Here is an 11,840-nt window from a genome sequence, read left to right as displayed (position 1 = left end):
GCCTTCGGCGAGTGCGCGTTACTTACGCGACCAGGCCGATGAGCTTGGCGAGGTAGCCAGCCAGCTCACCGAAGTCAGCGAGCAGGTTGAGCAGTGCGCCCGGCACCTTGGTGATGTCGTTGTCACCGGTGCCGGAGGAGAGGGAAACCCAGTTGTTGATGGCCTGTGCAGCATCGACCTTGGATTCGGTGTCCTCGGTGGAGGAGGAAAGGTTGGCGAAGAAGTCCTTCATGTTGTGTGCTCCTTAGATTCAGTAGTGGCTTAGTTGTCTTTAGCGGCCGTGGCGGCATCGCTGCCGTCGGCGATTGCCTTCGCGAACTTCTGCAGCGCGACCGGCAGCTCCTGGAACAGCTTGGTCAGGTTCTTGGCGAAGGTGGAGAAGTTGTCCAGCTGGGTCTGGATGAACTTGAGATCGACAGGCATGTGCGTTCCCTATCTGATTGGCGCCAGCGGACAGCTGGCGGGACTTGTCAGGTACGGACCCCCCTTGCGGGCGTCACAGGCGGTATTTTGCCACAGGAATCAGCCGCGTCAAGGGTTCTTTTACGCTTCCGCCTATCGCATTCACTCTGCGCACAGGTGGTTTTTGTTCACCTTCGCGTAACCTTGGCGGTTCCTGGCAGGAAAATTAGCCCCTGCGTTCTTCCGAAGGTGAACACGGGTTAAATTCCGCGTTGCTCGGCGTCTCTCTGGGGTGTCAAAACTGGTTCCGTAAGGCCTGCCTTTTACACCAATCCGGGGGTGGTCCGGAGGGGCGTCGAGAAGCAGAAGCAGGCCGCTCCGGGCAAGAAAAAACGCGCCCCGAAGGGCGCGTGTGCAGCTCAGGGGCGATTTACATCATGCCCATGGCCTCCGGGTCCATGCCCGGGTTCGCGGAGGCCGGCTCCGGCTTGTCGGCCACGACAGCCTCGGTGGTGAGGAACAACGCGGCGATGGAGGCAGCGTTCTGCAGCGCGGAACGAGTCACCTTGGCCGGGTCGGCGATGCCGTTGGCCAGCATGTCCACGTACTCGCCGGTAGCGGCGTTCAGGCCCTGGCCGTCGGGGAGGTTGACAACCTTGTCTGCCACCACACCCGGCTCCAAGCCGGCGTTGAGGGAGATCTGCTTCAGCGGGGCGGACAGCGCCTCGCGGACGATCTTCACGCCGGTCGCCTCGTCGCCCTCAAGGCCGAGGTCGCCCTCGAGCTCGTTGGCGGCCTGCAGCAGGGCCACGCCGCCGCCGGCGACGATGCCCTCCTCAACAGCAGCCTTGGCGTTGCGGACAGCGTCCTCGATGCGCAGCTTCTGCTCCTTCAGCTCCACCTCGGTGGCGGCGCCGACCTTGATCACCGCAACGCCGCCGGCCAGCTTGGCCAGGCGCTCCTGCAGCTTCTCGCGGTCGTACTCGGAGTCAGAGTTCTCAATCTCGGCGCGGATCTGCTTGACGCGGCCGTCGATCTGCGCCTGGTCGCCGGCGCCCTGGACCAGGGTGGTCTCGTCCTTGGTCACCACAACCTTGCGTGCCTGGCCGAGCAGCTCGAGGCCAGCGGTCTCGAGGGAAAGGCCGACCTCCTCGGAGATGACCTGGCCGCCGGTGAGGATAGCCAGATCCTGCAGCATGGCCTTGCGGCGGTCGCCAAAGCCCGGAGCCTTCACGGCCACGGACTTGAAGGTGCCGCGGATCTTGTTCACCACGAGGGTGGACAGAGCCTCGCCCTCGACGTCCTCGGCGATGATTAGCAGCGGCTTGCCGGACTGCATGACCTGCTCCAGCACCGGCACGAGCTCCTTGACGTTGGAGATCTTGCCGGAGACCAGCAGGATGTACGGGTCTTCCAGCACGGCCTCGCCGCGCTCCATGTCGGTGGCGAAGTAGGCGGAGATGAAGCCCTTGTCAAAGCGCATGCCCTCGGTGACCTCGAGGTCCACGCCGAAGGTGTTGGACTCCTCCACCGTGATCACGGACTCCTTGTTCACGGAGCCGTTGCCCACGGCGTACATCGCCTCGGCGATCTTCTTGCCAATCTCCGGGTCGGACGCGGAGATGCCGGCGGTGGAGGCGATCTCCTCCTGGGTCTCCACCTCCTTGGCCTGGTTGAGCAGGTACTGAGAGACCTTGTCGGTGGCAGCCTGGATGCCGCGCTTGATGCCCATCGGGTTGGAGCCAGCGGCCACGTTGCGCAGGCCTTCGCGCACGAGCGCCTGGGCGAGGACCGTGGCGGTGGTGGTGCCGTCGCCAGCGACGTCGTCGGTCTTCTTGGCAACTTCCTTGACCAGCTCGGCGCCGATCTTCTCGTACGGGTCCTCGAGCTCGATCTCCTTGGCGATGGTCACGCCGTCGTTGGTGATCGTGGGGGCGCCCCAGGACTTCTCCAGCACCACGTTGCGGCCCTTGGGGCCCAGCGTGACCTTCACGGCGTCGGCCAGGGTGTTCAGGCCGTTTTCAAGGCTGCGACGTGCTTCCTCGTCGAATGCGATCATCTTTGCCATGTGAGTGTGTCACTCCTTATTGAATAGAGTTCATCTGACGCTCACTCAGTTCGTCGGTGCAAGCAGGCGCCCGCGACGGCACGGCTGACGAGTGGTCTCAGCCTCACCCGCTTTATTCGTTTATTTGGCACTCGGTTTACGTGAGTGCCAGCCACCATGTTTAGCACTCGGCCGGGTTGAGTGCAAGGCACGCAAGGGGCCGGGCGCTGCTGCTAGCGTGGGGCCATGACTGAACAGACTGCACAGCACTTCTCCCCGCAACGCGACCGCATTTTCAAGGACCTCTCCGAGCTGGTCGCCTTCAACTCGGTGCACTCCACGCCCGCGCTGGCCGACCAGCACGAGGCCGCCTGCGCCTGGACGGTGGAGGCCCTGCAGGCCTTGGGCCTGGACGTGACCCGCTACCCCACCGTGGATGACGCGGACACGATCGTCGGAAAGCGAGAGCCCATCAACGGCGCCCCGACGGTGCTGCTGTACTCCCACTACGACGTCGTCCCCGCAAACAACCCGGAGGCCTGGACGAGCGACCCGTTCGAGCTGACGGAGCGCGACGGCCGCTGGTACGGCCGCGGCGCCGCCGACTGCAAGGGCAACCTGGCCATGCACCTGGAGGCGCTGCGCATGCTCGAGGAGAACGGCGGCACCGACCTGGGCCTGAAGGTCGTGGTGGAGGGCTCGGAGGAGCTCGGCGGCGACGACGGGCTGGGCAAACTCATCGAGGACAAGCCCGAGGTCTTCGAGGCGGACGCCATCCTGATCGCGGACACCGGCAACATGGCGGCCGGCGTGCCCACGCTGACCACCTCCCTGCGCGGCGGCGCCCAGGTGAAAGTGACGGTGGAGACGCTGGCCAACCAGGCCCACTCCGGCAACTTCGGCGGCGGCGCCCCGGACGCGGCCCACGCGCTGATGGTCATTGCCACATCGCTGTTCGACGAACACGGCCGCACCACTATTGACGGCGTGGACACCACCGCCAAGTGGGACGGCGACGCGTACGACCGCGAGACCTTCCGCACCGACGCCACCGTGCTGGAGGGCGTGCAGCTGCTGGGCACCGTCGACGACGAGCCGGCGGACCTGGTGTGGGCGCGCCCCGCGGTGACCATGATCGGCTTCACCTCCACCCCGGTGGCAGAGGCGCTCAACGCCGTCAACGCCCGCGCCGAAGCGCAGTTCAACCTGCGCGTGCCGGCCGGCCAAAGCACCGCCGAGATCACGCAGAAGATGGAAGAGCACATCAAGGCCCACACCCCGTGGGGCGCGAAGGTCGAGGTTGACATCAGCGGCGTGAACGAGCCGTTTGCCACCAACCCGAAAGCCGGCGCCGTTGCCACGCTGGGCGAGTGCCTGCAGGAGGCCTACGGCGCCGACGAGCTGGCCGTCGTCGGCTCCGGCGGTTCCATCCCGCTGACCATCACGCTGCAGAACACCTTCCCGGACGCAGAGATCGCACTGTTCGGCGTTGAGGAGCCGCAGTGCGGCATCCACGGCGTGGACGAGTCGGTGGACCCCACCGAGATCGAGCGCATCGCTGCCGCAGAAGCTGCCTTCTTGCAGCGATACGGCAAGTAGCACCAAATATCGCTAAAATTTCTTCCCAACGGCCGCGCCACTGGTGTTGACGCGTAGATACCCAGATAACTCAGCCCCCTGCTGTGTGAGTATTTCTGTGTGAACTCAATGAGCTCCCCCGCTTGAGGCGCGGTGTGCCCGCACGCACACAACACAAGGAGGGCCGCGCACTCGTGCTGATATTGCTCATCGCTCTCACCGTTGCCACGCTCGCCGCCCCCGTGCTTTTGCGCACGGTGGGCCGCGCCGCGTTCGGCATCATCGCGCTCGTACCGCTTGGCGGGTTCATCTGGGTGGCCAGACTCTTCGCCACAGGGGTGTTCGCCAACGGCGGCGAAATTTCCGCGGCGTTCACCTGGATGCCGTCCGCCAACCTCAACTTAGAGTTCCGCCTCGACGCCCTCGCCGGGCTGTTCAGCCTGATCATCCTCGGCGTGGGCGCGCTGGTGCTGCTGTACTGCTGGGGCTACTTCGATAGCAACCCGCGCCGCCTGGCCAAATTCGGCTTTGAGCTGACGTTCTTCGCCACCACCATGTACGGCCTGGTCATCGCCGACAACTTCCTGCTCATGTACGTGTTCTGGGAGCTGACGTCGGTGCTGTCCTACATGCTGGTGTCCTACTACGGCGAGCGGGCCTCTTCCCGCCGGGCCGCCATGCAGGCGCTCATGGTGACCACGTTCGGCGGCCTGGCCATGCTGGTGGGCATCAACCTGCTGGGCTACAAGGCCGGGATTTGGAAGCTCTCCGAGGTCTCCCAGATCGCGGACATTGAAAACACCCAGGCCATCTCCGCCGCGATCGTGCTGATCATGCTGGGCGCCCTGACCAAGTCCGCCCAGGCGCCCTGGCACTTCTGGCTGCCCGGCGCGATGGCAGCGCCCACCCCAGTGTCTGCGTACCTGCACTCCGCGGCGATGGTGAAGGCGGGCATCTACCTCGTCGCCCGCCTCGCACCCGACCTGTCCGCGGTGACCACCTGGCACCTCGTGGTGCTCTCCACCGGCGGGTTCACCATGCTGCTCGGCGGCTGGATGGCCCTGAAACAGCAGGACCTGAAGCTGGTGCTGGCCTACGGCACGGTGAGCCAGCTCGGCTTCATCATCACCGTCATCGGCGTGGGATCGCGCGAGGCCGCCATGGCGGGCCTGGCCATCACCTTCGCCCACTCGCTGTTCAAGGCCGCGCTGTTCATGATCGTCGGCGCCATCGACCACACCACCGGCACGCGCGACATCCGCGAGCTGTCCGGGCTGGGCAAAAAACAGCCGCTGCTCATGGTGCTGGCGGTCATCTCCGCGGCGTCCATGGCCGGTATCCCGCCACTGTTCGGCTTCGTGGCCAAAGAGACGGCGCTGGATGCCATCCTGCACGAGGAGCTGCTCACCGGCATGCCCGGCAACATCACGCTGGTGGTGCTGGTTGTCGGCTCCATCCTCACCATGGCCTACTCCGTGTACTTCTGCTACGGCGCTTTTGCCACCAAGCGGGAGCAGGCCACCAACGACGCAGGGCAGTCTGAGGCCGTGGAAACCATGCACCACGTGGACTCGAAGCTGTGGATCCCTCCCGCCGTCCTCACCGCCGGCACCGTGGCGTTCGGCCTGATGCCGCAGTTCCTCTCCCGGCCCATCAACGAGTACTTGAACGTCCGCTTCCCGGACGTGGAGGGCTCGAAGCTGGCCCTGTGGCACGGCTTTACGGTGCCGCTGGCGCTGTCCGCCGTGATCATTGCCGCCGGTGCGATCATGTTCTGGCAGCGCGGCATTGTGGCCAAGGCCCAGTTCGAGCGCCCCGCGCTTGGCGACGCCAACGATGTCTGGGACGCCATCATGGGCACACTCAAGCGCTGGTCGCTGAAACTCACCGCGTCCACCCAGCGCGGCTCCTTGACCATCAACCTGGCCATCATCTTCATCGTGCTCGCCGTGGTCCCGCTGTCGGCGCTCATCCTGGGCGATTCCAACAACATCCGCATGACGGTGTGGGACAACGTCTGGCAGGGCCTGACCGTCACCCTCATGGCGGGCCTGGCGTTCTTTGCCACCCTCCAGCACAACCGCCTCTCCGGCGTGATCATGGTGGGCCTGACCGGCTACTTCATGGCGCTCATCTTCGCGCTGCACGGCGCACCGGACCTGGCGCTCACCCAGGCGTTGGTGGAGACCATCTCCCTGGTGCTGTTCATGCTGGTGCTGCGCAAGATGCCCACGGAAACGGAGCCGCGAAACGACGACAACCGCCTGCGCGCCTGGCTGTCCATCGGCACCGGCGTGTCCGTGGTCACCGTGGCCATGACCGCCATGTCCGCGCGCATTGCAGACCCCATTTCCAAGTACATGCCGGAGCTGGCCTACGAGATCGGCCACGGGCGCAACACCGTCAACGTGCTGCTGGTGGACCTGCGCGCAGCCGACACGTTCGGCGAGACGCTGGTGATCGTGGCGGCCGCCACCGGCATCGCCAGCCTCATCTTCGGCACCTTCCGCTTCGAGCCGGAGTCGCGCCGGCCCACCCTGTCCACCACCAAGGCGCGCTGGCTCGCCTCCGGCGTGGAGACGGAGACCGGCCAAAACCGCTCCATCCTGGTGGACGTGGTCACCCGCCTGCTGTTCCCGTCCATGATGCTGCTGTCCGCGTACTTCTTCTTTTCCGGCCACAACGCGCCGGGCGGCGGGTTCGCCGGCGGCTTGGTCGCCGCGCTCGCGCTGACGCTGCGGTACCTGGCTGGCGGACGCCGGGAGGCGGAAGAAACCCTGCCGGTCCACCCGGGCCGCGTGATGGGCATCGGCATCATGTTCACCACCGCCGCGGCAGTGGTGCCCATGTTCTTCGGCTACCCGCCGCTGACCTCCTCCTACGTCGAGTTCACGCTGCCGCTAATCGGCGAGGTCACCGTGCCGTCGGCGCTGGTCTTCGACGCCGGCGTCTACATCATCGTGGTCGGCCTGATCATGCACGTGCTCGCCTCCATGGGCGCGTACCTGGACCGCGAGGAAGACACACGCAAGCAGCGCGCCCGCGACCGCGCGCGCGAGCTGCAGGTCAAAAACGAGGAACGCCGCCGCTCGCTGTCGCGGGGCCGCAGGGCGCGGTTTGCGCAGCGCCAGGCGGTGGCGGCCAGCGGATCGTCCATAAGCAAACGCGAAGAAAGGAGCGAGTAGATGGAAGCGAACCTGTTCCTGCTCATCGGCGCCGGTGTGCTCATCGCGTGCGGGGTGTACCTCATGCTGGACACCTCGATGACGCGCATGATCATGGGCGTGACCCTGATCGGCAACGGCGCGAACCTGCTCCTGCTGCAATCGGGCGGACCCGCGGGCTCGCCGCCGATTATCGGGCGCGACTCTGAAGCGGCGGCCAACGGGGCCGACCCGCTCGCCCAAGCCATGATCCTCACCGCCATCGTGATCTCGATGTCCATGGTGGGCTTCATGCTCGCGCTGGCCTACCGCCAGTACCGCTACCGCACCGACGACGTGGTCGAGCGCGACGAGGAAGACCGCGCCGTTGCCGCCCGGCCCCACACCCCGGGCCCGGAGCGCGAGAACTCCGACGACGCGCCAGCCGGCAAGGCCAGCGCTCCGGGCGAGTCCAGCCCGAAGCCGTTCGAGGACCCGGTGAAAGAAGTGAAGGGGCGCGCCGATGCGAGCTAGCTTTATGACGTTCGCGGACTGGGCCCTGCCCGCCATGCCCTACCTCACCGTCATGCCGATCGTCCTGCCCGCCCTCGCCGCCGGGCTGATCGCGCTGTTTCGCGGCGTGAACCTGCAGCGCACAATCGCACTGGCCACCCTGGCCGCCCTGACCGTCATCGCCGCGGTGATGATCATCGTGGCCGACACCCACGGCATCCAGACCGTGCAGATGGGCGGCTGGGACGCACCGGTGGGCATCACCATGGTGGCGGACCGGCTGTCCTCCATCATGCTGTTCGTCTCCTCCATCGTGCTGTTTGCGGTGATGTGGTACGGCATCTCCCAGGGCCTGCGCGACGGCGACGAGGACGACCCAGTGGCCGTCTTCCTGCCCACCTACATGCTGCTGACCTTGGGCGTGAACCTGTCCTTCCTGGCCGGCGACATGTTCAACCTGTACGTGGGCTTCGAGGTGTTCCTGGTGGCGTCCTACGTGCTGCTCACCCTGGGCGCCTCGCCCCAGCGCGTGCGCGCCGGCATCGGCTACACCTTGGTCTCCCTGGCGTCCTCCATGATCTTCCTGTTCGGGCTCGCCCTGGTGTACGCGTCCACCGGCACGGTGAACATGGCCCAGGCCGGCGAGCGCATGTCGGAGCTGCCCTCCGGCACCAGCGCGGCCATCTTCGCCACCTTCATCGTGGCGTTCGGCATCAAGGCCGCCATCTTCCCCCTGGACGCCTGGCTGCCGGACTCCTACCCCACCGCCGCCTCCATCGTCACCGCCGTCTTCGCGGGCCTTTTGACCAAGGTGGGCGTGTACGCCATCATCCGCGTGCGCTCCACGGTGTTCACGGACGGCTCGCTGGACTCCACCCTGATGGTGGTGGCGCTTTTGACCATGATCGTGGGCGTGATGGGCGCGATCGCCCAGAACGACATCAAACGCCTGATGTCGTTTACCCTGGTCAGCCACATCGGGTACATGATCTTCGGCGTGGCGCTCGGCTCCGTGGCGGGGCTGTCCGGCGCCATCTTCTACGCCGTGCACCACATCCTGGTGCAGACCTCCCTGTTCCTGGTGGTGGGCCTGGTGGAGCGCCAGGCCGGGTCTTCGAACCTGCGCCGCCTGGGCTCGCTGCTCTACACCGCGCCCGTGATCGGGGTGCTCTACCTCATCCCGGCGCTGAACCTCGGCGGCATCCCGCCGCTGTCCGGCTTCCTGGGCAAGGTCATGCTCATCCAGGCCGGCGCCGAGGACGGCTCGTGGCTGGCGTGGGTGCTCATCGGCGGCGCCGTGGTGACATCCCTGCTCACCCTCTACGCCATGATGAGCGTGTGGTCCCAGGGCTTCCTGCGCGACCGCGCCGACGCACCCGAGGGCGACGTCGTGCTCGCCCGCCCCGCCAACTTGGTCGCGCGCGAGGAAACCGTTGCTTCCGGCGATCGCGACGACGTGGGCCGCATCCCCGTGGGCATGTTCCTGTCCACCGCGCTGTTGGTGGCCACGTCCACGGCCATCACGTTCCTGGCCGGCCCGATGTCCAACATCACGGACCGCGCTGCCCAGTCCGCCACAGACCTGTCCATCTACCGCGGCGCCGTGCTTGGCGACGACCCTTCGGACCCCACCCGCGACCTGGACGCGTTCCGCGAGGAAAGCGGCGAGGGCGGCACGCGCGATGCCCTGGACCGCCGCGACAACTCCAGCCCAGCCGGGCCCACGTTCACCGGTGTGACCACCGAGATGGTGCCGGAGCCCGTAGACGCTGAATCGAACGAGGTGGAGAAGTAATGCTTTCTGGACTCTCCAACCGCTTCCGGCCGTGGTCGGTGGTGTGGCTGACCTTCATGTGGATCCTGCTCATGGGCGAGATCAGCTGGGGCAACGTGGTCGCCGGGCTCGCCCTGGGCACCATCATCGTGCTGGCCCTGCCCCTGCCGCCGATCCCGCGCAGCGGCAACCGGGTCAACTGGCTCAAACTCGCCGCGTTTATGGCGGAGTGGCTCTGGGACCTCTTGACGGCCTCCGCCAAAGTGGCGTGGCTGTCCCTGCGCCGGGCACCCCAACCGAGGAACGCCATCCTGCGCGTGCCCATGCGGCTGAGCAACGAGATGGTGCTCTACCTGGCCGCCTGCGCCTACAACCTGCAGCCCGGCGGCACGGCCACCGACATCGACCTGGCCAACCGCGAGTGGACCATCCACGTCCTCGACGCCGAGACCGACGAGGACATCGCCCGCGAAATTGCCAACGTGCAAAAATTGGAACGCCAAATGATCGCCATCTTCGAAGGAGGACGCTGACATGGACAGCACCATCTACACCGTCTTTTTGACCGTGGCCGCAGTGTTCCTCGTCGCCGGCTTCTTCATCTTCGCCTGGCGGATCGTCGTCGGCCCCGACTCCATGGACCGCCTGCTGGCCAACGACGGCATCACCGCCTCCCTGCAGTGCGCGCTGGCGCTCTACATCTGCTGGACGCTGGACACCACGGTGGTCAACGTCATGATCGTCATTGCCCTGCTCGGCTTCATCGCCACACTGTCCGTGGCCCGCTTCCGCAAGAGGGACGGTTCCCTGTGATTACCGACATCATCTCGCTCATCTTCATCCTCCCCGGCGCGTTTCTGGTCTTCTCCGCCGCCGTGGGCACCGCCCGGTTCAACTCCACCCTCGCCCGCGTGCACGCCGTGACCAAGCCGCAGACCACCGGGCTGGTGCTCATGATCACCGGCACCATCATCCGCGTCACCACCGCCGACGACTTCGGCGTGCATGAAAAAGGCGACATCGGCATGATGGTCCTGCTCGTGCTGTTCGCGCTGATGACCAGCCCGGTCACCGCGCAGCGCGTGGGCCGCATCGCCCGCCGCGAGGGCCTCTACGGCGGCGAGGAGCAGCTCAGCCGCAACGACCGTCCGGCCAGCTACCACCCGCGGCGCATGAACCCTAAGGGGTAAGCTCCCACATCTCCGCGCAGGTGGTGTCCACGACGTCCTTCCAGTCGCCGGTGCGGGCGTAGATGGCGCGCTGGCGCTCATACCCCGCGCCGCGCTGGATAATCTCGCGGACTAGGTTCAGCTCGTCCACGCAGCCGAGGTCGGCGGCGACGGGCGTGAGCTCGTCGATAAGCAGCTGCAGCTCGTCTTTCACCCACGCCTCGTCCGTGTCGCGGTTGGTGATGACCAGGGCGTCCATGCCGTAGCGGGCCCCGCGCCACTTATTCTCCGCGACATGCCACTGCTGCAGGGTGGGCAGCTCCGCGCCGCGCTCGAGCATGCGGTCGTAGTGCACGATGAGGCAGTGCGTGAGCGCGACGACGGCCGCGAGCTCGCGCAGGTTGCTCGTCGCGTCCGAGATGCGGACCTCGATGGTGCCCCACTTCGCGGCCGGGCGGACATCGAAGTGCATGGAGCCGGTGTGGTTGATCACGCCCGACGTCTGCTGATCGCGCATGAAGCTGACCCACTCGTCCCAGCTCTGGAACTGGTACGGCATGCCCGCGGTGGGCAGCTGCTGGTAGAGCATCGTGCGGTTGGAGGCGTACGAGGTGTCGATGCCGTCCCACCCCGGGCTCGACGCCGAGATGGCCAGAAGGTGCGGGTACTTGGTCATCACCGCGTTGATGATGGGCCACACCTTGTCCTCGTGGCTGATGCCCACGTGGCAGTGGATCCCCCACAGCAGCATGTGCTGGCCCCAGTACTGGGTGCGGTTGACGATCTCCTCGTACGTGTTCTTCGGGCTCAGCGGGTTAGTGCGGAAATCCGAGAACGGGTGGCCGCCGCTCGCCCAGAGCTTCAGGCCCTTCTCGTCCGCGACCTCCTTGATGGCGGTGAGGTCCTTGTTTAGCGCCTGGATGGCCTCGCTGGTGTTCGCGCAGATGGGGGTGACCAGCTCGATCGTGTTCTGCAGGAACTCCCGCTCGAGGTGGATGTCGGGGTGCCTGGCCTGCACTTCGTCGATGACCTCGGCCGCGCGGGGCACGAGGTCGCGCGTCTCCGGGTCGACGAGGCAAATCTCCCACTCGACGCCGAGTGTCGGGCCTGCGGACCTGGCAAAGTCGCGGAATGGATCCATAGTGCTCGAGCCTATCCGGTGGGGCGCGTTTGGCTGGCTCCGGCGGTGGTTTTTATGCGGGGCGTTTGCCGGG

Annotated in this window: 11 protein-coding genes; 7 read left to right on the top strand and 4 right to left on the bottom strand. The window is 66.3% G+C overall.

Annotated features, from left to right (window positions below; all coding sequences use genetic code 11):
* Positions 1 to 22: 22 nt before the first annotated feature.
* From HF989_RS07170 to groL, 3 genes are all read right to left on the bottom strand, one after another.
* Positions 23 to 232 (bottom strand): hypothetical protein, encoded by a 210-nt coding sequence (locus HF989_RS07170; RefSeq protein ID WP_168685214.1) that lies wholly within the window; start codon positions 230 to 232, stop codon positions 23 to 25.
* 29 nt (positions 233 to 261) lie between these two features.
* The gene (locus HF989_RS07165) at positions 262 to 423 is read right to left on the bottom strand and encodes a PorH family porin (RefSeq protein WP_168685213.1); all 162 of its coding nucleotides are present in this window, start codon (positions 421 to 423) and stop codon (positions 262 to 264) included.
* A 409-nt stretch (positions 424 to 832) separates the two neighbouring features.
* A complete protein-coding gene (gene groL, locus HF989_RS07160; protein ID WP_168685212.1) occupies positions 833 to 2,470 on the bottom strand; it encodes a chaperonin GroEL in 1,638 nt (545 codons plus the stop codon).
* Between the two features lie 225 nt (positions 2,471 to 2,695).
* Here groL and HF989_RS07155 point away from each other — a divergent pair, with 225 nt between their 5' ends.
* From HF989_RS07155 to HF989_RS07125, 7 genes are all read left to right on the top strand, one after another.
* Positions 2,696 to 4,048, top strand: coding sequence for a M20/M25/M40 family metallo-hydrolase (locus HF989_RS07155; protein WP_168685211.1), 1,353 nt, complete (start codon positions 2,696 to 2,698; stop codon positions 4,046 to 4,048).
* A gap of 173 nt (positions 4,049 to 4,221) precedes the next feature.
* Entirely contained in the window at positions 4,222 to 7,212 is a 2,991-nt protein-coding gene (locus tag HF989_RS07150) for a Na+/H+ antiporter subunit A (RefSeq protein WP_168685210.1), read from the top strand.
* A complete protein-coding gene (locus tag HF989_RS07145; protein WP_168685209.1) occupies positions 7,213 to 7,704 on the top strand; it encodes a Na(+)/H(+) antiporter subunit C in 492 nt (163 codons plus the stop codon).
* Complete coding sequence (locus HF989_RS07140; protein WP_168685208.1) at positions 7,694 to 9,478, top strand: Na+/H+ antiporter subunit D; 1,785 nt, start codon at positions 7,694 to 7,696, stop codon at positions 9,476 to 9,478. The genes HF989_RS07145 and HF989_RS07140 overlap by 11 nt, the downstream gene beginning before the upstream one ends.
* A complete protein-coding gene (locus tag HF989_RS07135; RefSeq protein WP_168685206.1) occupies positions 9,478 to 9,990 on the top strand; it encodes a Na+/H+ antiporter subunit E in 513 nt (170 codons plus the stop codon). Before HF989_RS07140 ends, HF989_RS07135 begins: the two co-directional genes overlap by 1 nt.
* 1 nt (position 9,991) lies before the next feature.
* Positions 9,992 to 10,270: a monovalent cation/H+ antiporter complex subunit F gene (locus HF989_RS07130; RefSeq protein ID WP_038613061.1), complete on the top strand. Its 279-nt coding sequence runs from the start codon at positions 9,992 to 9,994 to the stop codon at positions 10,268 to 10,270.
* The gene (locus HF989_RS07125; protein WP_038613063.1) at positions 10,267 to 10,647 is read left to right on the top strand and encodes a monovalent cation/H(+) antiporter subunit G; all 381 of its coding nucleotides are present in this window, start codon (positions 10,267 to 10,269) and stop codon (positions 10,645 to 10,647) included. The genes HF989_RS07130 and HF989_RS07125 overlap by 4 nt, the downstream gene beginning before the upstream one ends.
* On the opposite strand, the gene HF989_RS07120 is transcribed toward HF989_RS07125, so the two are convergent.
* The gene (locus tag HF989_RS07120; protein WP_168685205.1) at positions 10,637 to 11,767 is read right to left on the bottom strand and encodes a glutamate--cysteine ligase; all 1,131 of its coding nucleotides are present in this window, start codon (positions 11,765 to 11,767) and stop codon (positions 10,637 to 10,639) included. The genes HF989_RS07125 and HF989_RS07120 overlap by 11 nt on opposite strands.
* Positions 11,768 to 11,840 lie beyond the last annotated feature (73 nt).

This window comes from Corynebacterium mucifaciens (genome assembly GCF_012396315.1).
Taxonomy (GTDB): domain Bacteria; phylum Actinomycetota; class Actinomycetes; order Mycobacteriales; family Mycobacteriaceae; genus Corynebacterium; species Corynebacterium mucifaciens.
The sequence above is the reverse complement of the archived record's forward strand: the minus strand, read 5'-3'. Positions and strand labels throughout refer to the sequence as shown.